Source organism: Chryseobacterium takakiae, from assembly GCF_900129385.1.
Lineage (GTDB): Bacteria > Bacteroidota > Bacteroidia > Flavobacteriales > Weeksellaceae > Chryseobacterium > Chryseobacterium takakiae.
This window is the reverse complement of the sequence record NZ_FQVO01000002.1, coordinates 203,325-229,052: the sequence shown is the minus strand read 5'-3', so window position 1 is coordinate 229,052 and position 25,728 is coordinate 203,325. Positions and strand designations below refer to the sequence as shown.

At 38.0% G+C, this 25,728-nt stretch carries 20 protein-coding genes; 3 read left to right on the top strand and 17 right to left on the bottom strand.

Annotated features, from left to right (window positions below; translation table 11 throughout):
• The first annotated feature begins 47 nt into the window (after positions 1–47).
• From BUA76_RS04115 to BUA76_RS04105, 3 genes are all read left to right on the top strand, one after another.
• Positions 48–818: an alpha/beta hydrolase gene (locus BUA76_RS04115; RefSeq protein ID WP_072883547.1), complete on the top strand. Its 771-nt coding sequence runs from the start codon at positions 48–50 to the stop codon at positions 816–818.
• Between the two features lie 165 nt (positions 819–983).
• Positions 984–2,744 (top strand): ABC transporter ATP-binding protein, encoded by a 1,761-nt coding sequence (locus tag BUA76_RS04110; RefSeq protein ID WP_072883546.1) that lies wholly within the window; start codon positions 984–986, stop codon positions 2,742–2,744.
• 363 nt (positions 2,745–3,107) lie between these two features.
• The gene (locus tag BUA76_RS04105; protein ID WP_072883545.1) at positions 3,108–3,320 is read left to right on the top strand and encodes a hypothetical protein; all 213 of its coding nucleotides are present in this window, start codon (positions 3,108–3,110) and stop codon (positions 3,318–3,320) included.
• 53 nt (positions 3,321–3,373) lie between these two features.
• On the opposite strand, the gene BUA76_RS04100 is transcribed toward BUA76_RS04105, so the two are convergent.
• The 17 genes from BUA76_RS04100 to BUA76_RS04020 form a co-directional block, all read right to left on the bottom strand.
• The gene (locus tag BUA76_RS04100; protein WP_072883695.1) at positions 3,374–4,666 is read right to left on the bottom strand and encodes an MFS transporter; all 1,293 of its coding nucleotides are present in this window, start codon (positions 4,664–4,666) and stop codon (positions 3,374–3,376) included.
• 190 nt (positions 4,667–4,856) lie between these two features.
• Positions 4,857–5,606, bottom strand: a complete 750-nt coding sequence (locus BUA76_RS04095) for a T9SS type A sorting domain-containing protein (RefSeq protein ID WP_072883544.1) — start codon at positions 5,604–5,606, stop codon at positions 4,857–4,859.
• Positions 5,607–5,609: 3 nt separating this feature from the next.
• Positions 5,610–6,137 carry an ankyrin repeat domain-containing protein gene (locus BUA76_RS04090; protein ID WP_072883543.1) on the bottom strand — a complete coding sequence of 176 codons (528 nt, stop codon included), beginning with the start codon at positions 6,135–6,137 and terminating at the stop codon, positions 5,610–5,612.
• Complete coding sequence (locus BUA76_RS04085) at positions 6,134–6,679, bottom strand: YceI family protein (protein WP_072883542.1); 546 nt, start codon at positions 6,677–6,679, stop codon at positions 6,134–6,136. Before BUA76_RS04085 ends, BUA76_RS04090 begins: the two co-directional genes overlap by 4 nt.
• Before the next feature lie 9 nt (positions 6,680–6,688).
• Complete coding sequence (locus tag BUA76_RS04080) at positions 6,689–7,027, bottom strand: c-type cytochrome (RefSeq protein ID WP_072883541.1); 339 nt, start codon at positions 7,025–7,027, stop codon at positions 6,689–6,691.
• Between the two features lies 1 nt (position 7,028).
• The gene (locus BUA76_RS04075; RefSeq protein WP_072883540.1) at positions 7,029–7,874 is read right to left on the bottom strand and encodes a DUF5777 family beta-barrel protein; all 846 of its coding nucleotides are present in this window, start codon (positions 7,872–7,874) and stop codon (positions 7,029–7,031) included.
• A 123-nt stretch (positions 7,875–7,997) separates the two neighbouring features.
• A complete protein-coding gene (locus BUA76_RS04070; protein ID WP_072883539.1) occupies positions 7,998–8,648 on the bottom strand; it encodes a Crp/Fnr family transcriptional regulator in 651 nt (216 codons plus the stop codon).
• A 229-nt stretch (positions 8,649–8,877) separates the two neighbouring features.
• Complete coding sequence (locus tag BUA76_RS04065) at positions 8,878–9,183, bottom strand: DUF3467 domain-containing protein (RefSeq protein WP_029295596.1); 306 nt, start codon at positions 9,181–9,183, stop codon at positions 8,878–8,880.
• 86 nt (positions 9,184–9,269) lie between these two features.
• Positions 9,270–13,535, bottom strand: a complete 4,266-nt coding sequence (gene rpoC, locus BUA76_RS04060) for a DNA-directed RNA polymerase subunit beta' (RefSeq protein WP_072883538.1) — start codon at positions 13,533–13,535, stop codon at positions 9,270–9,272.
• Positions 13,536–13,619: 84 nt separating this feature from the next.
• Positions 13,620–17,441 (bottom strand): DNA-directed RNA polymerase subunit beta, encoded by a 3,822-nt coding sequence (rpoB, locus tag BUA76_RS04055; RefSeq protein ID WP_072883537.1) that lies wholly within the window; start codon positions 17,439–17,441, stop codon positions 13,620–13,622.
• A gap of 700 nt (positions 17,442–18,141) precedes the next feature.
• Complete coding sequence (rplL, locus tag BUA76_RS04050; protein WP_029295588.1) at positions 18,142–18,510, bottom strand: 50S ribosomal protein L7/L12; 369 nt, start codon at positions 18,508–18,510, stop codon at positions 18,142–18,144.
• A 46-nt stretch (positions 18,511–18,556) separates the two neighbouring features.
• Positions 18,557–19,144, bottom strand: coding sequence for a 50S ribosomal protein L10 (rplJ, locus tag BUA76_RS04045; protein ID WP_072883536.1), 588 nt, complete (start codon positions 19,142–19,144; stop codon positions 18,557–18,559).
• A gap of 17 nt (positions 19,145–19,161) precedes the next feature.
• Positions 19,162–19,854, bottom strand: a complete 693-nt coding sequence (rplA, locus tag BUA76_RS04040) for a 50S ribosomal protein L1 (RefSeq protein ID WP_072883535.1) — start codon at positions 19,852–19,854, stop codon at positions 19,162–19,164.
• An 11-nt stretch (positions 19,855–19,865) separates the two neighbouring features.
• Positions 19,866–20,312 (bottom strand): 50S ribosomal protein L11, encoded by a 447-nt coding sequence (gene rplK, locus BUA76_RS04035; protein ID WP_034702033.1) that lies wholly within the window; start codon positions 20,310–20,312, stop codon positions 19,866–19,868.
• 210 nt (positions 20,313–20,522) lie between these two features.
• Positions 20,523–22,958, bottom strand: a complete 2,436-nt coding sequence (locus BUA76_RS04030) for a TonB-dependent receptor (RefSeq protein WP_072883534.1) — start codon at positions 22,956–22,958, stop codon at positions 20,523–20,525.
• A 20-nt stretch (positions 22,959–22,978) separates the two neighbouring features.
• Positions 22,979–24,469, bottom strand: coding sequence for a trehalase family glycosidase (locus tag BUA76_RS04025; RefSeq protein WP_072883533.1), 1,491 nt, complete (start codon positions 24,467–24,469; stop codon positions 22,979–22,981).
• On the bottom strand, positions 24,466–25,701 hold the full coding sequence (locus tag BUA76_RS04020; protein ID WP_072883532.1) for an MFS transporter: 1,236 nt from the start codon (positions 25,699–25,701) through the stop codon (positions 24,466–24,468). Before BUA76_RS04020 ends, BUA76_RS04025 begins: the two co-directional genes overlap by 4 nt.
• Positions 25,702–25,728: the final 27 nt, after the last annotated feature.

Here is a 25,728-nt window from a genome sequence, read left to right as displayed (position 1 = left end):
CGCGGAACTTTGTCTCATAATTTTAAAACCAATTAAAAATAAAAGTTATGAAAACAAAAACTATCGTATTTATTCATGGATTATTTGTGAACAATACAAGCTGGAAAGAATGGAAAAGTTATTTTGAAGCGCAGGGCTACACGGTACATACTCCTGCCAATCCCGGACACAATGGAGATCCGAGAGATTTGAAAAAAAACATTCCTGCAGATTTAAAGAATGTTGGATTTGATGATGTGATTGCCCATTTGTCCGAATTTATTGATACGCTTCCTGAAAAGCCAATCGTGATCGGCCATTCATTCGGCGGACTGATGGTTCAGAAGCTGATCGATATGGGCAAGGCTGTTGCCGGAGTAAGCATTGACGGCGCTCCGCCAAAAAACATAATGGCTCCTTTTTCTACGGTAAAAATAGTGTGGCCTGTAGTGAATTTCTTTAAAGGAAATACTGTGTTTATGGGCTCTAAAGAATGGTATCACAAAGCATTTTTTAACAATTACACCAAAGAAGAAAGCGACCGGTTATACGAAACGGTTGCCGCACCGGAAAGCAGAAAGTTTGCAAAAGATCCTTTATTCAAATCTTCCGCAAAATTAGATTTAAAGAAGCCTCACGAGCCTTTATTATTCATCGGAGGAGAGAATGACGCTATTTTCCCTGCAGAATTTTCCCGCAAAATAGCACAATCTTATCAGGATAAAAACAGTATTGTTGATTTTAAAGCATTTCCGGGAAGAAGCCACTTTATCGCAGGTGAGAAAAACTGGGAGGAAGTCGCACAGTATGTTTCGGAATGGCTGAAGAAAGTAAATTAGATTTCAACAGACCTTGAAGGATTATGCCGGATCAATCATCTATACCATAAATGACACCGATCTGAAATTTTCTATGACTATTTCCATAGCTTGTAAAGCTTGTCAATTCAGAAAGTCTTATTTTTGCAAAGAATTTTTAATATCATTCTTTCTTCAATTCGTACAATGAAAAAACAAGATACCTGGAGCATCATCAAAAGGCTGTTCTTTATCGGAATGAAATTCCGTTCCTGGTTCATCCTAACCCTGATTATCTCCATTCTACTGGCTATGGTTTCTACCTACAGGCCATACCTTACCATGGAAGTGGTGGACAACGACATCACCAAGCTGAAAGACAAAGCTTTAATGATGAAACACATCTACATTCTGGTAGGTCTGGTTTTCGCAGAAACTGTTTTAAACTTTTTCCTTGTTTATTTTTCCAATTATATCTCACAGAATGTGATCCGGGATATCAGACAAAGACTTTATCACAAACTTATTTATTTTAAAACTTCGTTCTTTGATAAAACACCCATCGGGCAGCTGGTGACAAGAGCAGTAGGAGACGTTGAAACCATTGCCACCGTGTATACAGATGGTTTCCTGATGGTTTTCGGAGATGTCCTGAGAATTCTTTTTGTGTTGGTAATGATGTTCAGTACCAATGTTCATCTCAGCTACATTACGCTGGCCATTCTTCCTTTAATGGTTGTTATTACACGGTTTTTTCAGAAAAGACTTAAAAAGGCTTTCGGAGATGAGAGAAACTGGACATCTAACCAAAATTCATTTGTTCAGGAAAGACTCGCAGGAATGTCGATCATTCAGGTTTTCAACAGGCAGGAGTCTGAATTTAAAAAGTTTGATGAAATCAATATTACGCTAAAAGGCGCATTACTGAGAACGGTTTTTATTTTTTCCTTATTCTTTCCGGTAGTTGAATTAATCTCTTCGCTTTTCATCGGATTTATCCTCTTTTATGGAGGCTATATCACAATCAGTGCCGGAGTGGTTATAGCATTTATCCAGTATATTTCTATGCTGATACGTCCTTTAAGACAGATTGCAGACCGGTTCAACAATATTCAGCGAGGTATTGTAGGAGCAGAAAGAGTATTGGGATTGATGGATGAGGAAAACTCGATGCCAAATACCGGAACCGTACAGAAAGATCATTTTGAAGGAAAAATTGAATTCAGAAATGTACATTTTGCTTATGACGACAAACAGGAAGTATTAAAGGGAATTGATTTTAAAGTAAATCCGGGAGAAACTGTCGCTATTGTGGGTGCTACCGGAGCAGGAAAATCCACGATTATCAGCCTGATCACCAGATTGTATGACATCAACTCCGGAAATATACTGATTGATGATGTGGATCTTAAAGACTATGAACTCTACTGCCTCCGAAGTCATATCGGTGTAGTATTACAGGATGTTTTCCTGTTTCACGGAAGTATTTTTGAAAACCTTTCGTTTGGTGATAATTCCATTACGCTTGAGCAGATCAAAGCCGGAGCAAAGGAAATTGAAGTTGATGAGTTTATTGAAAGCCTTCCGGGCGGATATGATTATGTAGTGAGCGAAAGAGGTTCATCCATTTCTCTCGGTCAAAGACAGCTTTTATCTTTTTTGAGGGCTTATCTTTCAGATCCTAAAATCCTTATTCTTGATGAAGCGACCTCATCTATTGATCATGAAAGTGAGAAGCTGATCCAGCGAGCCACGGAAAAGATCACAAAGAACAGAACGTCCATTATCATTGCACATCGACTTTCCACCATTGAAAAGGCGGATAAAATCATCGTTATGGAACACGGTAAAATTGTGGAAGAAGGAAAGCATCTTGAACTTCTGGATAAAAACGGATATTATGCTACCTTATATAAGGCTCAGCTGAGACATGAAATTGAACTGGAAGAAGAGGATAGCAAGAAATAGTTTTAATTACTATATATAGAATAAGGGTTAGAATCGCAGGCGATTTTAACCTTTTTGATTTTAATTCATGTTTAATTCTTCTGTAGTATTCGATCGATACGCCAGATGAAAAGGCATTACCTGCAGGTCTTTTTATATCACAAGATTTTTTGTTTAATTTTTTCGCTTAGAAAAAACACTATGCAATTCATGAAAAATTTATCAAAATGATTTTAAAATTATTGATTTATTGCCAAAATACCAATCAATTCTTATTTTTATATCTAAAAATTCATTACCTTTATACTGATTTTCATTTACACCCCCGAATTTTGGTAGGGTGTTTGATATAAAAGTATAGTTTTAATTAAAATCCAAAAATAGATGAAAAATATCCAAGACGAATTTCAGGTTTTTAAAGATGAATTGAGAAAGTTGAATATTGAGGTTCAGAAAGTGGTAAAAGTTGGAAATGGCAGTATGGATTTCCATGAAGTTTTTTACAAATCGCCGAGATATGAAGATGTAAAGAGTGTATATGTCCAGAGACATAATCTGGATAATATCCTCCAAAAATTTAAGCAAGCCTATCATTAATAGAACCCGCGGCTCAGATTCTCTGAGCCGCGGGTCTTTTTAGGTATTTCGTTTTAATCCTTATCAAGAGAAGATGTTTTCTTCGTGTCTGCCATTCTTGAGTAAACGATCAGTGAAAAGAAAATACAGCCGGTAATATACCAATAAAAATAATGCTCTACATGCTGCTGTTTAAACCATAATGCCAGATATTCTGCCGTTCCTCCGAAAACCGCTACGGTTAATGCATAGGGAAGCCCCACTCCCAAAGCTCTTACTTCAGACGGGAAAAGCTCTGCCTTTACGACTGCATTGATAGAGGTATAGCCACTTACAATAATTAGCGCAGCCATGATCAGAAAAAAAGCACCCCAAATGGAAGTGGTGGTACTTAAAGCGTTCAGCAGCGGATAAGTGAATGCTGTTCCCAGAATTCCGAATCCCAACAACAAAGGCCTTCTTCCTATTTTATCCGACAAGGCTCCGAAAACAGGCTGCAGACAGGCAAAAATGAAGAGTGAAATAAAAGAGATCAATGTAGATTCTTCTTTCGTAAGATGAACAGTATTTACCAGAAATTTTTGCATGTAAGTAGTATAAGTATAGAATGCAAGCGTTCCGCCTAAAGTGAGACCTACCACTGTCAGTAATGCTTTAGGGTGTTTCAGTAATTCTTGTATGGTTCCTTTTTTATTTTCGCCCATCTCTTTTTTACTTTCAAAAGCTTCCGTTTCGTGGAGATTTGCTCTCAGATACAATGCAATCACGGAAAGTAATGCCCCAATAACGAAAGGAATTCTCCAGCCCCAGTTTTCAAGCTGGCTTTCTGTAAGCAATAATTTCTGTAAAATCAGCTGGATTCCGAGTGCGATGAGCTGTCCACCAATCAAGGTTACATATTGGAAACTGGAATAAAATCCGCGTCTGTTTGGAGTCGCCATTTCGCTGAGGTAAGTTGCAGAAACGCCGTATTCTCCTCCTACGCTAAGGCCCTGCAGAAGTCTTGCTGTTAATAAAAGCAAGGGAGCCAGAACTCCTATTGTATCATAGGTTGGTGTTAATGCAATCAACAGTGATCCGAAAGACATGAGCAATACTGAAAACGTCATGGCTTTTTTTCTTCCGATCCGGTCTGCAATACTTCCGAAAAGCCACCCACCCACAGGACGCATGAGAAAACCAACGGCAAAAATTCCCGCTGTATTCAGCAGTTGTGCCGTCATATCAGAATGGGGGAAGAAAGAGTTTGAGAAATAAATGGCAAATGCTGCGTATGCATACCAATCGTACCATTCAACAAGATTTCCGATGGATCCGCCTACAATAGCTTTGATTCTCTGGACGGTGGTGATCTGATTCGTTTTCATACCGGAAAGATATTTCTTTTTCGATATATGTAAAAGATGGTTGGAAATTTTTTGTAAAATATTATGAAGATTATCTGCAATTATCAGCACGGAAGTAAACCGGAGTAAATATTTTGCTGATGCTATAATGAAGTTGGGGACGGCGGCTGCGCCGCCGTCCCCAACTTAAAATGAACTTAAAGAATTTTTTTTATTCTTTAATCAATTTTTCAAAAGCAGTTGATCCGTCATTTAAAGTGATTTCCAAGTAATACGTTCCAGATTTCAAATCGGAAATATTGATTTCTTTTCCGTCCGTTTTAACGGTTCTGATTTTTCTTCCCGCAGATTCGAAAATATCAACAGATTTTATCTTTTCTGCATTTTTAAAGCTTATCATTTCTTTTGCAGGGTTTGGATACAAAATAATATTTTTGCTTTCCGCTGCTACTTCGCCGGTTGCCAATACGGATGTTCTTGTAAGGGTTGCATAGTCCCTCAGTGAACTGTGATTTCCTATAGTCAAATTCCCGGCTCTTCTGGCATAGAATATTTCAATGCTGGTATTATCGTTGGTAAGAGCGAAATCTCCCGCCCCACCTGCTAAGCTTCTTGTTGCTATAATTGTCCTGGTGCTTCCTGATACAGTGTTTGAAGTAACCGTCCAGTCTTGAGAAGGATCAGCAGTTGGAGCAACTCCTAAGCCATTAAATGAGTAATCTCTGTTGGCTGAAGAATTATAAATAAAGCCGTCTGCACCAGATTCCATTCCATTGTTTCCGAAACCTATTCCCAACATTGAATTACTGTCTCCCGTTAAAGTCAAAGTAACTGTTGTAGGATTGGTAACGATTTTTACCGTCATCGAAGCGGTGGGTAAATTCACCGTACCCGTCGAGAAAAACTGTGCTCCGAGCGAAGATGCCAGAGCCATTGATAATGTGAGTAGAATTTTTTTCATAAGTTAATTTTTTAAGAGATTAATTATTTCTTTATTGTTGGTCTGCAGAGCATACTCAAAAGGAGTCATTCCCTGTGAATCTTTTATGGTTTTATCGGCCTTGTATCTCAGAAGGAGTTCTGTCAGTTCTTTATTTCCGAATTTTACTGCCCAAAACAAGGGAGTTGCACCGTTGGCATCCGGAATATTGGGATTGGCGTTTTTCTTCAGAAGATATTCTACAAGATCCTTGTTATATTTTACTGCAAGTCCTGAAAGGGCAGTTCCGTCCCCGCTTCTGTAATTTACATCCTTAACATGATCTATCAGAAATTTGGCAACCTCAACATTTCCTCTGTAGCATGCGAGAATGAGTGGTGAGAATCCGCTTTCATTGGTTTGGTTAATGACATCCGGATTCTGTTTCATCAGTTCTTTTACCTCTTCAACAGTTCCGGTACGAGCAATATCAAAAATGGATTTTGTGTTGTCCTGAGCAAACGTCAAAGTAAGTCCCAGGAAAATACTTAACAGTATGATGATCTTTTTCATTGTTTAACCAAGACATAATTATATTCAACATTCACGGTTTCCGCTACTTTTTTCATCACCATTTTAGGGATGGTTACTTTATGGTCTGCCGCTTTTACCGTAAATCCTCCCGACATATAAATTTTTCCGTCTTTAGCATACATCGTTGCGGTTGATGTATATGCTTTTGCCACTCCGTGGAAATTAAGAGTTCCCTGAACAGTAAATTTCTGAGGTGATGCCGTAAGTTTCGACTTATCAAAATTTACAATTTTACCGGTAAAGGTGGTCTTCGGATATTTAGCCGTTTCTGCATAGCTTTCATTAAAATGCTCTTCCATAAGTTTGGTTTTAAAATGAAAGTTTTTAACAACTGAAACAGAAGCGATATCTCCGTTATCGGTATTGAGAACAACAATATTATTGTCGTCTTGTGCAAAAACATCTTCAAAAAGAGGAACCGAGGCTTCAAAAGTCACTTTTCCTGTTTTGGACATGTATTTTTGGGCAAAAAGAAAGTTACCCGCTATCATTAAAACAATTAATACGATCAGTTTTTTCATAATATATTTTTAGTTTTCGGAAAGGCCGTCGGCTTTCCATTTGGTGATGATATTAATTTGTGCAGGTGATAAACTCCCACCCTGCGGCATTTTCAGAGGATCTCCGTTGGGTCTGCTGATTCGGTCTATAATATTGTCGATATTATTTTTCACCTGATTATAATTGGTTAAAGCCTGAGCACCGGGAGAATGACAGCTTACACAGTTGGCATCAATAATTGCTTTAACATCTTTGTTGTAGGTAACATTTTCGGCAATAGGAGTAGTATCAGAAATCTCTTCATAGGTTCTGCTTTCACAGGCAATTAATAATATTGCTGATAAAATGATATAAATGCACTTTTTCATATTAAAAAACTCTATAAAGATTAAACCCAAAGAAAATCTGTCCTTTCTCCCACTTTCCTGTAGCATTGGTGAGATAGCCGATATCAGAATTGATCTGCGAATTGGTAAACAATAGCTGGAAAACATGGCCTCCTGTCTCAATATCCATTCCTAGCGAAAGAGGATTTTTATAAAAGCTATGGTTATCAAAATTCACGAAATATTCTGCGTTAATGGATATTCTTTTTGAAATCTTGTATCTTCCTCCAATACCTGCCAGAAACTGATCTTTATCTTCTATTGTAGGTTCGTAAAGATTTTTATGAACGTAAGATGGAGTTAGCTGTAATGAAAAATCATCATTAAATCTTCTGGATATCAAGGCTTGGGTAAGATATGAAAGCCTGTCTCCAAATTTTAGATGCGGATAATTGTCGGTACTCAGATCTGTATTTACGGCTATCACATTATAGCCCACAACATCAACAGGAAAATTATCATTCTGCTTCAGCAGTCTGTATTTTGCACCGCCTTCAAAAGTTTTCTGATTCGTTTCTCTGGATAGATTGAATGAGAGCCAGTCTGTGGCTCCATAAATAACACCGAGTTTGGTAGAAGCATCATCCAGCCCGAAAAAGTCTTTGAAGCCTCTGCTTACATCACCAAAACGGTGTGCCACAATGAGGTACCATTCTTTTTTTGCAGGAAGTTTGGTAGATTGTCCGGTTACAATCTGTAACGCCTTAAAAGCAGGTTGGGAAGTATCGGTATTTTTCGTTTGAATGGTGTCAATATCTTTCAGCAGATCCTCCTGTGCAAAGGTGAAACCTGAGATCAATACCGACAAAAATAGTAAGGTTTTTGTCATACAATTTCTATTAAAGTTTAGTATGACAAACTTATATACTTATGTTATCAAAAGTGCGTGATAAAAGTCACCGACCGGATTGTTTTTATCAATCAAATTGTTAAATTAATTAAATATAATTTATTAGCCTTGTATAACATTTTCATTCGTAGGCACTTTTATCCCTTCCTTGGTTTGTGAAATTTCACCTTCATTCTCAATTTTTTTCAAAACACGGCTTACTACTTCTCTGGAGGTTCCCAGATTGCTTGCTATTTCACGGTGGGTAAGTTTTATAGGATTGCAGCCGGTGATTGAAATCTGCTGCCGGATATAATTTAATACTCTTTTATCAAGTCTGTGAAAAACAGCATCATTTACCATACTCATGACGTCTGAAAATCTTTTGTCATATTCATGGTAAAAAACACGGTTGATTTCCGGATATGCAATCAGCCAATCGTGGATTATTGATACCGGAACAAGCATGATTTCAGAATCTTCTTCCGCTACGGCATATACCCTGCTGATATAATCTGTAAAAATAGATGAAAAAGTCATCAGACAGCTATCATTGGTTCTGATATAATAATAGATAAGTTCACGGCCGTCATTTAATGTAAAAACCCTTACAGACCCTTTGATAAGAAAGGGCACAAATTTGTTTTTCTGACCTTCGCGAATAATTTCAGTCTTTGCCTTTACCTCTGTGACGACTGCATTTTTATTAAGTTCATTTAAAAATTGTTCTCCTAAAAACCCAAATTTATTACGAACAAATTGATTGTTTACCATATCTTAATTACCATATCTGGAGCAAAGATATAAAATTGTTACCTGATTTTTTATTTTTTTGATCTATTAACAAGATTTATAAATTAATGGAAAATTACAAAGGATATATTATCCTAATTAATACAAATGCATCAAATAGAAGATTTATACCATTTAACAATAATCACGTATTAACATAAAAAAAGTGCTCCATTAAATGGAGCACTCCCTATATGTTTATGAGTAAATCTTAAGCGTTTACGTTGTTTCCTCCTAATACGAAAGGTTCAACTTCTTTGATTTCTCCGAATTGCTGCTCATAGTTAGCAATATTCTGTTGAAGAGCAGAAAGTACTCTTTTAGCGTGAAGTGGAGCAAGAATCACTCTTGATCTTACTTTCGCTTGTTGTACACCCGGCATTAATTGGATGAAATCTACTACAAACTCAGATGGAGAGTGGTTTACCAATGCTAAGTTCGCATAGATACCAGCTGCTACCATTTCGTTTAATTCGATGTTGATGTTTCCGTCTTGTGGATTTTGATTGTTGTCCATTTGTTATAAATATTTTTTTATTCGAAATTTTGAGGTTGTGAAAATATAAAAATAAATCCAAACCTCAAATTTCCGAATCATTAATTTTAGTTAAGATCTTCGAATTCTTTCTTAGAACCGACGATTACATTCTGATATTCTTTAAGACCTGTACCTGCAGGAATTCTGTGTCCTACAATTACATTCTCTTTAAGACCGTTCAGATCATCAATCTTACCAGCAACCGCAGCTTCATTAAGAACTTTAGTTGTTTCCTGGAACGATGCTGCAGACATGAATGACTTCGTCTGAAGAGCCGCTCTGGTAATACCCTGCAATACTGGTGTAGCAGTAGCCGGTAAAGCTTCTCTTACTTCAACCAAAGCCTGGTCTTCACGCTTCAATTTAGAGTTTTCGTCTCTCAATTCTCTTGCAGTAATCATCTGACCCGGTTTGAATACTTTAGAATCTCCGGCGTCAACAACTACTTTCAGCCCGAATACTCTGTTGTTTTCTTCCAAGAAGTCGTATTTGTGTTCAAGAGCGCCTTCAAGGAACTGAGTATCACCTCCGTCAACGATTGATACTTTTGTCATCATCTGTCTTACGATGATTTCGAAGTGTTTATCATCAATTTTTACCCCTTGTAAACGGTAAACCTCCTGAATTTCGTTTACTAAATATTCCTGAACCGCAGTTGGACCTTTAATTCTTAAGATATCGTCCGGAGTGATAGATCCGTCAGAAAGTGGTGAACCAGCTCTTACGAAGTCATTCTCCTGTACCAAAATCTGGTTGGATAATTTAACCAAATAAATTTTTCTTTCCCCAGTTTTAGCCTCAACGATCAATTCTCGGTTACCTCTCTTGATTTTTCCATAAGAAACTACCCCGTCGATTTCTGTAACCACCGCTGGGTTTGAAGGGTTTCTTGCTTCGAATAATTCGGTAACTCTCGGAAGACCTCCGGTGATATCCCCTGCTTTTGCAGATTTTCTAGGGATTTTGATTAAGACTTTACCCGCCTTAATTTTTTCACCATCATTTACCATTAAGTGGGCTCCTACCGGTAAGTTGTATGCTTTTTGCTCAACACCTTTAGAATCTACCACCTTCAAAGTAGGTACGGCTTTCTTATTTCTTGATTCAGAGATTACTTTCTCTTCGAATCCTGTCTGTTCGTCAATTTCCAACTGGAATGAAACCCCCTGGATGATATCTTCATATTCTACCTTACCAGCAGTTTCTGCAATTATAACGGCGTTGTACGGATCCCATCTACAGATTACATCACCTTTCTTCACTTTATCACCAGGTTTTACTGATAATATCGAACCGTAAGGTACGTTGGCAACCATTAACGGAGTTCTGGACTCATTATCGGCCACCAATCTGAATTCCGTTGAACGTGAAACTACAACCTCAGCAGTGTTGCCATTTTCATCTTCAGAAGTAATGGTTCTTACTTCATCCATTTCAACAATACCGTCTCTTCTTGCAACGATTGATGGGTTTTCGGAAACGTTTCCTGCAGTACCCCCCTGGTGGAAGGTTCTCAACGTAAGCTGAGTTCCCGGTTCCCCAATAGACTGTGCTGCAATTACACCTACCGCTTCACCCATGTGAATCATTTTACCTGTTGCCAAGTTTCTACCGTAACATTTCGCACAGATCCCTTTCTTAGCTTCACAAGTTAATGGTGAACGAACCTCAACAGCTTCTAATCCTGCCTCCTCGATTCTCTTAGCTAATGCTTCAGAGATTACCTGGTCGGCTTCAGCGATTAATTCATCACTTTCAGGATCATAAATATTATGTAAAGATACTCTACCTAAGATTCTTTCAGAGATTCTTTCAACAATCTCATCATTTTTCTTAAGCGCGGTAACTTCTGTACCTCTTAAAGTTCCACAGTCGTCTTCTGTAACGATAACGTCCTGTGCAACGTCTACCAATCTTCTCGTTAAGTACCCAGCATCGGCCGTCTTAAGAGCGGTATCCGCAAGACCCTTACGAGCACCGTGGGTAGAGATAAAGTATTCCAGGATGGAGAGTCCTTCCTTAAAGTTCGCAAGGATTGGGTTTTCGATGATCTCCGCTCCGGTAGAACCGGCTTTCTGCGGTTTCGCCATCAAACCTCTCATCCCTGATAACTGACGGATCTGTTCCTTGGAACCCCTTGCCCCAGAGTCAAGCATCATGTATACTGAGTTGAAACCGCCTTTGTCAGTTTTCATTCTGCTCATGATCATCTCCGTTAATCCCGCGTTGGTGTTTGTCCAAACGTCGATTACCTGGTTATAACGTTCTGTGTCGGTAATAAGACCCATATTATAATTGGCTCTAATTTCGTCTACAGCTTCAATTGATTGTGCAATCATCTGCTTTTTCTCAACAGGAACTACGATGTCTCCTAATGAGAAAGAAAGACCTCCTTTGAATGCATTTGAATATCCTAAGTCTTTCATTGCATCCAGGAACTTCACAGTTGTAGGGAAATCTGTATCAGCAAGGATCTTACCGATAACGTTTCTTAATGATTTCTTCGTTAAAAGCTCATTAATATACCCAACCTGTTTAGGTACAATCTGATTGAACAAAATTCTACCCACAGAAGTTTCGATCAGTCTTGTAACGATTTCTCCGTTTTCTTTAACAGGAAGTCTACATCTTACTTTAGCATTTAAAGATACTCTGCCTTCCGCATAAGCGATTTCCGCTTCTTCAGGAGAATAGAATGCAAGACCTTCACCTTTTACTTTCATATCTTCCGTAGAGCTTAATTCTTTAGTCATGAAATAAAGACCAAGAACCATGTCCTGAGAAGGTACGGTGATTGGAGAACCGTTTGCAGGGTTCAGGATGTTTTGAGAACCTAACATCAATAACTGAGCTTCCAGGATCGCCTCAGGACCTAACGGTAAGTGTACCGCCATCTGGTCACCGTCGAAATCGGCGTTGAATGCTGTTGTTACCAACGGGTGAAGCTGAATTGCCTTACCTTCGATCATCTTAGGCTGGAAAGCCTGAATACCCAGTCTGTGAAGCGTAGGTGCTCTGTTCAATAGAACAGGGTGACCTTTCATCACATTTTCAAGGATATCATATACGACAGGTTCTTTTCTGTCGATGATTCTCTTTGCAGATTTTACGGTTTTTACAATTCCTCTTTCAATCAGTTTTCTGATGATGAACGGTTTGTAAAGTTCAGCAGCCATATCTTTAGGAATACCGCACTCGTGAAGCTGTAAGTTCGGACCTACAACAATTACCGAACGCGCAGAGTAATCTACCCTTTTCCCTAATAGGTTCTGACGGAAACGACCTTGCTTCCCTTTCAATGAATCTGAAAGAGATTTCAATGGTCTGTTTGATTCAGATTTTACTGCTGAAGATTTTCTTGTGTTATCAAATAGTGAATCTACAGATTCCTGAAGCATACGCTTCTCGTTTCTCAAGATTACTTCAGGAGCTTTGATCTCCAATAATCTCTTCAAACGGTTGTTTCTGATGATTACTCTTCTGTAAAGGTCATTTAAATCGGAAGTTGCGAAACGTCCACCATCCAACGGAACCAATGGTCTTAGTTCCGGAGGGATAACTGGAAGCACACGCATGATCATCCACTCAGGCTTGTTGATCATTCTTGTATTGGCCCCTCTCAATGCTTCTACAACGTTCAATCTTTTTAAAGCCTCAGTTCTTCTTTGTTTGGAACCTTCATTGTGCGCTTTATGTCTTAAATCGAAAGACAATGCATCAAGATCGATTCTTTTTAATAATTCCTCAACCGCTTCAGCACCCATTTTGGCGATGAATTTGTTTGGATCAGAATCATCAAGATACTGGTTCTCAATCGGAAGCGTTTCCATGATATCAAGGTACTCTTCTTCTGTCAAGAATTCCATATTTTCGAAATCAGAACCGTCTAATTTTTTAGCAATACCTTGCTGGATCACTACATATCTTTCGTAGTAGATGATCATATCCAATTTCTTGGAAGGAATTCCTAAAAGGTAACCGATTTTGTTTGGTAAAGAACGGAAATACCAGATGTGAGCAATTGGCACAACAAGGTTGATATGCCCGATTCTCTCTCTACGTACTTTTTTCTCCGTAACTTCAACTCCACAACGGTCACAAACGATCCCTTTGTAACGAATTCTCTTGTATTTACCACAAGCACATTCGTAATCCTTTACAGGACCGAAGATTTTTTCACAGAACAACCCGTCTCTTTCAGGTTTATGTGTTCTGTAGTTAATAGTTTCCGGCTTAAGAACCTCCCCTCTCGATTCCTGAAGAATCGATTCCGGAGAAGCTAAACCGATGGTTATTTTATTAAATCTACTTGATTTATTTTTATTTGACATTTGTTAGATTTTAAATTTTAGATTTTAGATTTTAGATTAATTTCCGAATGTTTCCATTCAGCATTTATAATTTAAAATTTAAAATTATTCCTCTAGTCTTACGTCTAATCCAAGACCTTGTAGCTCGTGAAGTAGTACATTGAATGATTCCGGAATACCTGGTTCAGGCATGGATTCACCTTTTGCAATCGCTTCATAAGTTTTCGCTCTACCAATTACGTCATCCGACTTCACGGTAAGGATCTCTCTCAGGATATTGGATGCTCCGAATGCTTCAAGAGCCCAAACCTCCATCTCCCCGAATCTCTGACCTCCGAACTGAGCTTTACCTCCTAACGGCTGCTGAGTAATCAATGAGTATGGACCAATAGAACGTGCGTGCATCTTATCATCCACCATGTGTCCTAATTTCAACATGTAGATTACCCCTACTGTCGCCGCCTGAGTAAATCTTTCTCCGGTACCACCATCATAAAGATACGTGTGACCGAATTTAGGAAGACCCGCTTTTTCAGTGTATTCAGTAATCTGATCAAGACTTGCTCCGTCGAAGATCGGTGTAGCGAACTTCAATCCTAATTTCTGTCCAGCCCATCCAAGAACGGTTTCATAGATCTGTCCGATGTTCATACGCGAAGGTACCCCAAGCGGATTCAATACGATATCTACCGGTGTTCCGTCTTCAAGGAATGGCATATCTTCTTCACGAACGATTCTCGAAACAATACCTTTGTTACCGTGACGACCCGCCATTTTATCCCCTACATTCAGTTTACGTTTCTTAGCGATGTAAACTTTAGCCAACTTCATGATCCCTGCAGGAAGTTCGTCTCCGATTGAGATTGCGAATTTCTCACGGTTCTTAACCCCTTGGATATCGTTGTATTTAATTTTATAATTGTGAATTAATTGTTTGATTAATTCATTTTTATCGTTGTCCACAGTCCAGTCTGAACCGCTAACGTTTACATAGTCTTCAACTGAAGTCAATAATTTGTGAGTGAACTTCACTCCTTTACCGATGATTTCTTCATCAAGGTCATTTTTCACGCCCTGAGAAGTTTTACCGCTTACGAGTGTGTTTAATTTTTCAATTAAAGTATTTCTCAAATCATCAAACTTAGCCTTGTAAGTGTTTTCAATTTCTTCAAGCTTAAGTTTTTCTTCAGTTCTCTTCTTTTTATCTTTGATGTTTCTTGAGAACAATTTCTTGTCGATCACAACACCTCTTAATGAAGAATCTGCCTTCAATGAAGCATCTTTCACATCACCGGCTTTGTCACCGAAGATCGCTCTAAGAAGTTTTTCTTCAGGAGTCGGGTCAGATTCACCTTTTGGAGTAATTTTACCAATCATGATATCTCCAGGCTTCACTTCAGCACCGATTCTGATCATACCATTCTCATCAAGATCTTTGGTAGCTTCTTCAGAAACGTTCGGAATATCTGCTGTAAGCTCTTCCATACCTAATTTGGTATCACGAACTTCCAGAGAATATTCATCTACGTGAATTGAAGTAAACCAGTCTTCACGAACCACTTTTTCGTTGATCACGATCGCATCCTCGAAGTTGTAACCTTTCCAAGGCATGAACGCAACCACTAAGTTTCTACCAAGAGCCAATTCTCCTTTTTCGGTAGCATAACCATCGCAAAGCACCTGTCCTTTTTCCACTACGTCACCTACTCTTACGTTTGGTCTTAGGGTAATGGTTGTACTCTGGTTGGTTTTTCTGAACTTAGTAAGGTTATATGTTTTAGTAGCAGACTCGAATTGTACTAAATCTTCGTCTTCGCTTCTTTCATATTTAATAACGATTCTGTCAGCATCAACGTACTCTACTGTACCTGTACCTTCAGCGTTAATCAAAATTCTTGAATCTCTTGCAACCTGCTGCTCAAGCCCTGTACCTACTACCGGAGCCTGTGGCTTCAATAAAGGAACCGCCTGACGCATCATGTTTGATCCCATCAATGCACGGTTTGCATCATCATGCTCCAGGAAAGGAATTAATGAAGCTGAAATACCTGAAATCTGGTTTGGCGCCACATCAATAAGATTAACCTGAGAAGGTTCAACAACAGGATAATCACCATCCAGCCTTGCAATAATTCTATCTGTTAAGAAGTCACCATTATCACTCAGTTCAACGTTTGCCTGAGCAATCACTTTATCTTCTTCATCTTCAGCATTTAAGTAGATAGGGTCAGCATTAAGATCAATCTTGCTGTCTGCTACTTTTCTGTACGGTGTTTCGATGAAACCAAGTCTGTTGATTTTAGCATAAATACCTAAAGATGAAATCAAACCGATGTTTGGTCCTTCCGGAGTTTCAATCGGACAAATTCTTCCGTAGTGCGTATGGTGAACGTCTCGAACCTCGAAACCTGCTCTTTCTCTTGATAAACCTCCAGGCCCTAGTGCAGAAAGTCTGCGCTTGTGCGTGATTTCTGAAAGCGGGTTGGTCTGGTCCATGAACTGAGAAAGCTGGTTGGTACCGAAGAACGAGTTAATTACTGATGTTAACGTTTTAGCATTAACAAGATCAAGCGGCGTAAAGATTTCGTTATCTCTAACGTTCATTCTTTCCTTGATCGTTCTTGCAATTCTTGAAAGACCTACGCCAAATTGTCCTGCCAACTGCTCACCAACCGTTTTAATTCTTCTGTTGGATAAGTGGTCGATATCATCAACCTCAGCTTTAGAGTTTACCAATTCGATTAAGTGTCTAACGATCGCAATGATATCTTCTTTTGTAAGAACCTCAGTTGTAGTAGGGATATTTAATCCTAACTTTTTATTCAGTCTGTAACGTCCAACTTCACCTAATGAATATCTTTGCTCAGAGAAGAATAATTTTTCAATAATTCCTCTTGCCGTTTCCTCATCTGGCGGATCTGCGTTTCTTAACTGACGGTAAATATATTCTACTGCCTCTTTTTCAGAGTTAGTAGGGTCTTTCTGTAATGTATTCTGGATGATAGAGAATTCGTTGCTGTTTTCTTTGTGAATTAAAATAGATTTCACACCAGCATCCAAAATAAGATCTAAATGTTCTTTTTCAAGAATAGTTTCTCTATCCAAGATGATTTCGTTTCTTTCAATAGAAACTACTTCACCTGTATCTTCATCTACGAAATCTTCAAACCATGTGTTCAAAACTCTCGCAGCTAATGTTCTTCCTTCCACTTTTTTAAGGGCAGCTTTAGAAACTTTCACTTCTTCAGCAAGGTCGAAGATCTGAAGGATATCCTTATCAGATTCATAACCGATTGCTCTTAATAAAGTTGTTAATGGTAACTTTTTCTTACGGTCGATATACGCGTACATTACGCTGTTGATATCGGTTGTAAATTCCATCCAAGATCCTTTGAAAGGGATAATCCTTGAATAGTACAATTTGGTTCCGTTTGCGTGGTACGTCTGTCCGAAGAATACACCAGGTGAACGGTGCAACTGCGTAACGATAACTCTTTCAGCACCATTGATGATGAAAGATCCACTAGGTGTCATGTAAGGAACCGGCCCTAAGTATACATCCTGAACCACCGTTTGGAAATCTTCGTGTTCAGGGTCTGTACAATACAATTTAAGCCTTGCTTTAAGAGGAACTGAATAAGTTAATCCTCTTTCCACACACTCATCGATTGAATAACGCGGAGAATCTACCAGATAATCCAAGAATTCCAACACAAACTGGTTTCTGGAATCCGTAATCGGGAAGTTTTCCTGAAAAGTCTTGTAAAGACCTTCATTCGTTCTGTCTTCAGGAAGCGTATCAAGCTGGAAAAATTCTTTAAAAGACTCGATCTGGATATCCAGGAAGTCAGGAGTAATAATTTTTCCTTTTGCTGATGAGAAATTAATTCTCGGCGTTCCCTTAGTTGTTGCTGTTGTTTTACTCATAAAACTTTTAAGAAAGGGTTAAAAAATATTTTGATTCATTAAAAAATATCAGGAACTGAAAAAGAGAATAGAGAAAAGATAAAAGACTTCAAATGTTGGCGCTATTAGAAATTGTCTTTATTCTTTTTCTTTGTTCTTAAGATCTGATCCTAACTGCAACACTGGTATATCTTTTCACAGCGTAATGCAAAATATTTTTTTACTTTTGAAGCGGAAAGCCATAATATCTATATGCAACAAAGCCCTTTCATTTTGATGAAAGAGTTGATTTATAGTATTTTATAGATTTACAAACAAAATTTTCGCGCCAAAAGAGACTGCAAATGTACGAAAAGTTATCCACATTTACAATTTTTTTATAGATCTTAGTTTAAATAACTTTATTCATTAACAAGAATCTCTTTACCACCCCGTCAAATATTATTTGATTTTTTGACACCTCCAGAAGAGGGGAATTTTATTCTGGAAATGGCTCTGAATTGAAATTGTTATTTGTACTATCGTTATCGTGATTATTGAAACTACAATGTTACAACCATAGCCCTGAAACGACATCCTTTTTGGTTTGGTGTAGGCTTCGACAGGCTCAGCCTGCGTGTTGGAGAAACAAAAAAGATACAGTGGAAAGCGGGATCAAGCTCCTTAACAAAAAAAAGCCCGGACAAATGTCCAGGCTTTGTATTTATAGGTAATTGAATTATTATTTCAATTCTACTTCAGCACCAGCTTCTTCTAATTGCTTCTTAAGAGCTTCAGCTTCGTCTTTAGAGATACCAGTTTTGATTGGAGCAGGAGCACCATCTACGATATCTTTAGCTTCTTTAAGACCAGCACCAGTTAAATCTTTTACTAATTTAACGATTGCTAATTTAGAAGCACCTGCAGACTTAAGAATTACGTCGAATTCAGTTTTTTCTTCAGCAGCTTCAGCAGCACCTCCACCTGCAACTACAACTGCAGCAGCAGCTGGCTCAATTCCGTACTCATCCTTAAGGATAGCAGCTAATTCGTTTACGTCTTTTACTGTTAAGTTTACTAGCGTTTCAGCTAAATTTTTTAAATCTGACATTGTTGTAATGTTTTTGTTGATTATTTATTTAATTTTTTGAGTGTAATTATTCAGCAGCTGGAGCTTCTCCTTCTGCAGCTGGAGTTTCCGGAGTTTCAGTAGCAGGAGCTTCTTCTGCTGCAGGTGCAGCTTCTTCAGCTTTAGCTTCTACGGTCTCAGGTTTGTTTTGAAGAGCAGAAACAACTCTCTGGATTGGAGACTGAAGTAATCCGATGATTTCACCGATCATTTCTTCTCTAGACTTGATGCTTACCAAAGTATCAAGGTTATTGTCACCAAGGTAGAAAGTTTCCTGTACGAAAGCTGATTTCAATGCAGGTTTTTCTTCTTTCTTTCTGAAGTCTTTGATTAATTTTGCAGGAGCGTTAGCTGTTTCAGCAATCATTAATGCAGAGTTCCCTTTGAAAGTTTCGAACATTTCAGAGAAATTCACTCCATCAATCTGCTCCATTGCTTTTTGCAAAAGTGTGTTTTTCACTACTTTCACTTTGATATTTTGCTTGAAAGCCTGTCTTCTGAATTCAGAAGATCTAGCGGCGTTCAACCCGTCCAGATCAGCTACATATACTACTTTAGCATCCTGAAGCAAATCTTTGATCTCTTGTATCGCTACAACTTTTTGGTCTTTTGTCATTGTCTTAGGATTTAGTATTAGTTAATAGCTTTAGTATCGATTGCAATACCAGGACTCATTGTAGAAGATAAATAGATAGACTTCACATAAGTACCTTTAGCAGCAGTTGGCTTCATTTTGATCAAAGTAGAGATCAATTCCTGAGCATTTTCCTTGATTTTGGCAGCATCAAAAGATACTTTACCAATACCAGCGTGGATAATTCCGTATTTGTCTACTTTAAAGTCAATTTTACCAGCTTTTACTTCAGTTACCGCTTTACCAATTTCCATTGTTACAGTACCTGATTTAGGGTTTGGCATAAGACCTCTTGGTCCTAATACTCTACCTAATGGTCCTAATTTACCCATTACAGCCGGCATTGTAACGATAACGTCAACATCTGTCCAGCCTTCTTTGATTTTTTGCAAGTACTCATCAAGACCTACATAGTCAGCACCAGCTTCTTTAGCTTCTGCTTCTTTATCCGGAGTTACTAAAGCCAATACTTTAACATCTTTACCAGTACCATGAGGAAGAGATACAACACCTCTCACCATTTGGTTTGCTTTTCTTGGATCTACCCCTAATCTTACAGCGATATCTACAGAAGCATCAAACTTTGCAGTGTTTACTTCTTTTACAAGCGCTGCACCTTCTTCAAGGTTATAGATTCTTCCTTTTTCTACTTTGCTTAAAGCTTCCTTTTGCTTTTTAGTTAATTTTGCCATTTCTTTAAGTATTAAGCGTTAAAAGTTGGTTTAGTTCCTGTTACTCTTAATCCCATAGATCTAGCAGTACCTGCAACCATAGAAACTGCAGAATCCATTGTAAAGCAGTTAAGGTCAGTCATTTTATCTTCAGCGATTTTCTTCACTTGATCCCAAGATACAGAACCCACTTTGTTTCTGTTTGGTTCTCCGGAACCCCCTTTGATTTTAGCCGCATCCATCAACTGGATTGCTGCAGGAGGAGTTTTGATTACGAATTCAAAAGATTTGTCTTCGTATACTGTAATTACTACAGGTAAAACTTGTCCCGGCTTATCTTGAGTTCTTCCGTTAAATTGCTTACAAAACTCCATGATGTTCACACCTGCAGAACCCAAAGCTGGACCTACTGGTGGAGAAGGGTTAGCTGCGCCACCTTTCACCTGAAGCTTTACCATTTTAAAGACTTTTTTAGCCATTGTTTGTTTTTTAAATTTGAATAATTAATGAGTTTGGAAGCATTTATTATTCAGCAGGTTATCCATTCTCACATTAGATAATCCTACTTTTCGGACTGCAAAATTATAAAATATTTTTTAAATAGCAAACAGAATATCATCATTTTACATGATTTATAAAAAAATCCATTCAATAATTTGAATGGATCCGATTTTACAAAAATATTTATATTAGAAATCTAATGTGATTGAAGCTCTTGCTGCTGCGCCCATAATCGGTCTTGCCATAATAACCGTGCTGCCTGACTGCTGTACAGATGGCGATCTTGGATCTCCTTCGGTAATTCCTATAACATTAAAGATATTGGTCCCGTCAACAGCAAAACGAACTTTGCCCAACTGATAAGACATTCCCGCTCCCACTTCACCAAATGCAGGCAATGTATCTTCATTCGTCTGGTCCTGAAAACGTTTCCCGTAATAATTATAGCTTATATAGGTTCTCCATGATTTTGTAATGTTAACTGCCGGAGAAATATTGAAATATACTCTGGGCATTCTTCTTACAACATTACCTTCCAGTACACTGCTTCCTCCCAATCCTGTATATTTCGGATTCTGAATAGTCCCATTGAATGTGATATCAATTAAATTATTAACCAACTGGGCAGAACCTTCTATTTCCACACCATAATTTCTGGTATCGGCAAAAGTATTTTCCGAACTTCCGTCTGAAAAAACATCTGTAAACGAAAGATTTTTAAGCGTTGAATAAAATGGGATGACACCTATTGCAAATCTGCCCGTATAATATTTATACCCGGCTTCAATCTGATTGGTTGTCACTGGTTTTAAAGGCTGATCCGGATTGGGGTTTGAAAAGTAATTGTAATAAGCTTCTTCATTTGGCGATCTGAATCCATGAGAAAATCTTCCGTATACTGCATTATTAGAATTGATCTTATAGTTTGCTGCTAAGGTATATGATAATTTGTCAATGTCATATTTCCAATAATTGTATTGATTTCCCAGAACGCTCATGTTATCATCCGCAGTTGTTGTTGCGAAACCATGCACACCGTCTGTTGTTAAACCTGAATTATTAAGATTAGCGGAAGTTGTATTTACATAATAACCATTGTAATAATCACGGCTGTATCGTGCACCCACATTGATATTAAGGTTATCGGTAATATTATAATCCAGATTAGCATAAAGATCATTCAGACTTCCCTGTGTTTGTGTATCTCTTAAGAGAAAAGACATTTGAGTGACTCCGTTATAAGTTTTAGAATATCCAATATCATTAGGATTCAATGAAGTATCAACCAAATTCAATAATTGCGGCTTATCAGTAGCGGTTGTAAGGATATTACTCCAGTTCCAATATTGATTAGACTTCCAGTTAGATTTATAAAAGCCTGCTGTCAAAGTTCCTTTGTCTAATTTATAGCTGAACTGAAGGTCATTGACAAAATTATCCATTTGCTTATCTATAGCCCAGAAGCCAAGTTGCTGAACATATTGCGGATTAACCGACTGACCGTTTTCTACGAGTGAGTACTGATAGTTACCTCCTGTTATGCCTTTTCCTAATGCAAATTCGGCAGCTGTTTTCGGTGTTCCGGCCGGGAAAATTCCGGTGTAGTTCATATCAATATTGGTATACCTTATCTTGTTGAGTACTGAAAAATTACCGCCGAGATCATACTTTAATTCCGCTCCAATTGCATCTACTTTAGGATGAATACCGTCCTGAAGATTTCTTTTAAAGTAACCGCCTCCCGGCTGAGGAATATTCAGCTGACTGATCGAATTATAGCTGTACGTTCCATAATTGGCATCAAAGCCGGCAAATTCAGTAATATCATTTCCATTTCTGTTAAGCGGAATTGGCAGGAAGAATGTATTTCTGTCATCCAGCTTTTTATAATAAATTTTAGCATAACCTTTATCAAAAATATATTTCAGGTTCATGCGGAACTGTCCTCCATTATTGGCCTTAAATCCTGTATTTCTCAGCCCGTCATCTGTTCTGTAAAAACCTCCTACATTGAAAAATAACTTATCCTGAATGAGAGCACCGCCGAGGTTAAAATCGGTTCGCATAAGTCCATAAGTACTGGTTTCCAGCTTTGCAATACCTTTAAAATTGTTTGTTCCTTCTTTAGAAATAAAGTTAATTAATCCTCCTGGAGAATTGGTGGCAAAAATAGAACCTGACCCCCCTCTTAGTGCTTCCAGCCTTCCAGTGGTATTATCAACGCGAAAAAAATTATCTGCATTGGCAAACTGTAACGCGCCATCTTCGAAAACAGGCAGTCCGTCTTCCTGAACCTGTACAAATTCATATGCACCTGCCGAAGGAATCCCTCTTGAAAAAAGATTATTGCCAACCTCACCACCTGAAGTTTCTACCGCAAATCCGGGGACTCTTTGTAACAATGCTGCCGCACTGATTGGATTTTGCTTTTGTATTTCTTTCGCCGTAAATGTGGAGATTGCTGTGGATGATTCCAATTTGGCTTTCGGTTTGGAGTTTCCCGTAATAACGACCTGTTCTATGTCACTTGATTTCACACTGTCTTTCACAGTTTCCTGTCCGTAAAGATTTTGAAAGTAAAGTGTTGCAACACCTACTGCTAAATAAATAGTTCTTTTTTTCATATATTGATTATTAAAGTTTATTATTTACTTCTTTTCAGCTTACTGTAGACTCCATTGGTCCATCCGAATCCGTCCTGATTCGGATATTCTCCACCCCCTGCGATACTGTGGACATCCATAGCATTATATTTTTCCATTAATTTCCCCGTATTTTCATAAACACGTTCTACGTTGCTGCACCAGTTGTATTTTATCTTTGATGCTATATCATTGAAATTGTAATTCTTCATAGCTATAAACCCAATCCACTGATAGGGAGCCCATGCATTCGGGAAATCCCATTGTTGCCCGGATTCCTTTGTTGTAGTAACCAACCCGCCTGGTTTTAAAAATTTATTTACAAGATTTTCAGCGACATATTCCGCCTGATGTCTGGTAGAAAGTCCAAAAAACAATGGATACAAGGTTGCAATATGTTCTGAAGATGTAACCTTATTATCTTGGAGATCAAAATCTTTATAAATACCTTTTTCATGGTCCCAGAAATATTTTTGAATATTGAATTTCCTTTTCACGGCATACTCTTCATACATTTTTTCAAGTTCCCGATCACCTTTTAGTTTTGCTGTTTTGGATAATGTAGCCTCAAGATGCCAGAGAAGGCAGTTAAGATCTACCTGAACCAGATCCAGCGTATGAATATTTTGTATGGTTTCACCATCTTTAAACCACCTGCTGGAAAAGTCCCAGCCGGATTCACATGCTGCTCTGATATTGCGAAAAAACTCTGGATTTCCTGATATTTCAGCATCTTTTACGTCTATGATATAGCTTTCCGGACGCGGTTTATTTTCATTGTCATAATATCTGTTCAGAATATCTCCGGATTTTGTTTTCACTACTCTTTTTACCGCACAGCCATTATCTGTTTCTTCCAAGCCATCCATCCAGAAATCATATTCTTTTTGCATAGTTTTGAAATACTTTATATAGATATTTTTATCATTTGTCATTTCGTACATCAGATCCAGCATCATGGAAAAATACGGTGGCTGAGAACGGCTTAGGAAATAGCTTCTGCTGGCATTGGGAACAAATCCGAAGTTTTCTATGAGGTATGAACAGTTTTCTACTATATTTTTCATCATCTCCAAGCGTCCCGAGCATTGCAGACCAAGCATAATAAAATAGCTGTCCCAGTAAAAAAACTCATTGAATCTCCCTCCCGGAACAATATATGGCTTCGGAAGCATCAGTAAAGTTCCTTTGTTTTCAGAAGCAACTTTGGTAAGTTCATCCCAGAGCTTTTCTATATGTTCATCTATTGCAAGTGCTTTTTTGGAGAATTTCATCTCATCTTTTACGGATTCTAAAACGATAAAATTCTGCAGGATAAAATCTTTAAGAACAAAATCCGGCGAATTTTTTTTCTTTTCATACATTTTTATGATTTCGCTGATATTGTATTTTGGAACCAGATCTGCCATCATTTTCTGATCTTCAAAAATTTCCGACTTCTGTACTGTTTCAAATAATGTATAAATATCTTTTAGGTCTAAATAATTCTTCATTTTGATTTTTTAGCGGTTTTGGTTTGCCTGTTCATCATGATTACAAAAAATAACAACAGCATCAATGGAATAAATGACAGATAAAAAGCATGACTTCCCCCGAATTTCTGAAAAACGACTCCGGTGATCATAGAACCCAATGTACCGCCGATTGCTGAAAAAACAACTATGAGTCCTGACATGGCGCTTTGAAGATATTTCGGTACCGATGCTAAAATCACAGAATTGATACTCGGATATATGGGTGCGAGGAATATGCCCATCAAAGGAAAAATGTATACTGCCAATGGTGCGTTGAACCAACTTACATTCTCATCAAAACTTACATCTTTTGTAAGCGGCAAGATCAAAATGATACTTAATGCAAACCCTACAATACAAAAAGACACTACATAGATCCATCTGAATTTCCTTGAAAAAAAACCTGAAAGAAATCTGCCCAGTGCAAAGGCACCTGCCAAGACAGCACCTGCCTGAACTGCCATAGAGGTGGGAAGTTTGAGGATTTCCCTGTAGAAAGTCGGGGTCCATGTCTGGAAGCTCTGTTCCACAAGCACAAAAAGAAAAGCACACACAAGAAAATACAGAACACTACGAAGATTAAATAATCCTATACTGTTTTTAATATCTTCTTTCAAATCAGAGGTATTACTTTTAGCATCATCCTCATTAAACTTTAAGAACAACGTGAATATAAAAGAGATTAATGAAATAGTTCCTAAAAGCCAATAGGTGTTCAGCCAGCTTTTAGACCGGGGATTTGCATCATCAATAAAAAGGCTGAATAAAAGATTTCCCACCAGAACTCCAATCATAAAGAAACCTTCCAGATATCCCATAATGCTGGAATGTTCTTTTCCGTCTTTAGAAATAAGGCCAATGGTTGTAAAAACTGAAATTTTTATCAGGGCAAATGAAATCCCTACGACACAGAACAACAATTTAAAAAACCAAAAGGCATTAGAAAAAGGCATTATAAAACACATGGCCGTAACTAATGCCAATGCTATCATCATTGATCTTTTCAGACCGATTTTTGGCAGAAATGACGCCAGCAAAAATGAACAGATTGCAATGGGCAAGTCTTTAAAACCTTCCAATACGCTGGCACTGGACTTAGAAATACCAAAATTCTGCTGCATCTGCAAAATAACTGTACCAACAGAATTAAGCAGTATGGCAAACAAAAAATAATTCAGAAACAGGACCGTTTTTATATTTAACTTATTCATCGATACAAAATTATCAGGAGATCACTT

What these genes read in the sequence shown, in the direction of transcription:
- BUA76_RS04115 (WP_072883547.1), top strand. Translation starts at nt 48, where the DNA reads ATGAAAACAAAAACTATCGTATTTATTCATGGATTATTTGTGAACAAT.
- BUA76_RS04110 (WP_072883546.1), top strand. Translation starts at nt 984, where the DNA reads ATGAAAAAACAAGATACCTGGAGCATCATCAAAAGGCTGTTCTTTATC.
- BUA76_RS04105 (WP_072883545.1), top strand. Translation starts at nt 3,108, where the DNA reads ATGAAAAATATCCAAGACGAATTTCAGGTTTTTAAAGATGAATTGAGA.
- BUA76_RS04100 (WP_072883695.1), bottom strand. Translation starts at nt 4,666, where the DNA reads ATGAAAACGAATCAGATCACCACCGTCCAGAGAATCAAAGCTATTGTA.
- BUA76_RS04095 (WP_072883544.1), bottom strand. Translation starts at nt 5,606, where the DNA reads ATGAAAAAAATTCTACTCACATTATCAATGGCTCTGGCATCTTCGCTC.
- BUA76_RS04090 (WP_072883543.1), bottom strand. Translation starts at nt 6,137, where the DNA reads ATGAAAAAGATCATCATACTGTTAAGTATTTTCCTGGGACTTACTTTG.
- BUA76_RS04085 (WP_072883542.1), bottom strand. Translation starts at nt 6,679, where the DNA reads ATGAAAAAACTGATCGTATTAATTGTTTTAATGATAGCGGGTAACTTT.
- BUA76_RS04080 (WP_072883541.1), bottom strand. Translation starts at nt 7,027, where the DNA reads ATGAAAAAGTGCATTTATATCATTTTATCAGCAATATTATTAATTGCC.
- BUA76_RS04075 (WP_072883540.1), bottom strand. Translation starts at nt 7,874, where the DNA reads ATGACAAAAACCTTACTATTTTTGTCGGTATTGATCTCAGGTTTCACC.
- BUA76_RS04070 (WP_072883539.1), bottom strand. Translation starts at nt 8,648, where the DNA reads ATGGTAAACAATCAATTTGTTCGTAATAAATTTGGGTTTTTAGGAGAA.
- BUA76_RS04065 (WP_029295596.1), bottom strand. Translation starts at nt 9,183, where the DNA reads ATGGACAACAATCAAAATCCACAAGACGGAAACATCAACATCGAATTA.
- rpoC (WP_072883538.1), bottom strand. Translation starts at nt 13,535, where the DNA reads ATGTCAAATAAAAATAAATCAAGTAGATTTAATAAAATAACCATCGGT.
- rpoB (WP_072883537.1), bottom strand. Translation starts at nt 17,441, where the DNA reads ATGAGTAAAACAACAGCAACAACTAAGGGAACGCCGAGAATTAATTTC.
- rplL (WP_029295588.1), bottom strand. Translation starts at nt 18,510, where the DNA reads ATGTCAGATTTAAAAAATTTAGCTGAAACGCTAGTAAACTTAACAGTA.
- rplJ (WP_072883536.1), bottom strand. Translation starts at nt 19,144, where the DNA reads ATGACAAAAGACCAAAAAGTTGTAGCGATACAAGAGATCAAAGATTTG.
- rplA (WP_072883535.1), bottom strand. Translation starts at nt 19,854, where the DNA reads ATGGCAAAATTAACTAAAAAGCAAAAGGAAGCTTTAAGCAAAGTAGAA.
- rplK (WP_034702033.1), bottom strand. Translation starts at nt 20,312, where the DNA reads ATGGCTAAAAAAGTCTTTAAAATGGTAAAGCTTCAGGTGAAAGGTGGC.
- BUA76_RS04030 (WP_072883534.1), bottom strand. Translation starts at nt 22,958, where the DNA reads ATGAAAAAAAGAACTATTTATTTAGCAGTAGGTGTTGCAACACTTTAC.
- BUA76_RS04025 (WP_072883533.1), bottom strand. Translation starts at nt 24,469, where the DNA reads ATGAAGAATTATTTAGACCTAAAAGATATTTATACATTATTTGAAACA.
- BUA76_RS04020 (WP_072883532.1), bottom strand. Translation starts at nt 25,701, where the DNA reads ATGAATAAGTTAAATATAAAAACGGTCCTGTTTCTGAATTATTTTTTG.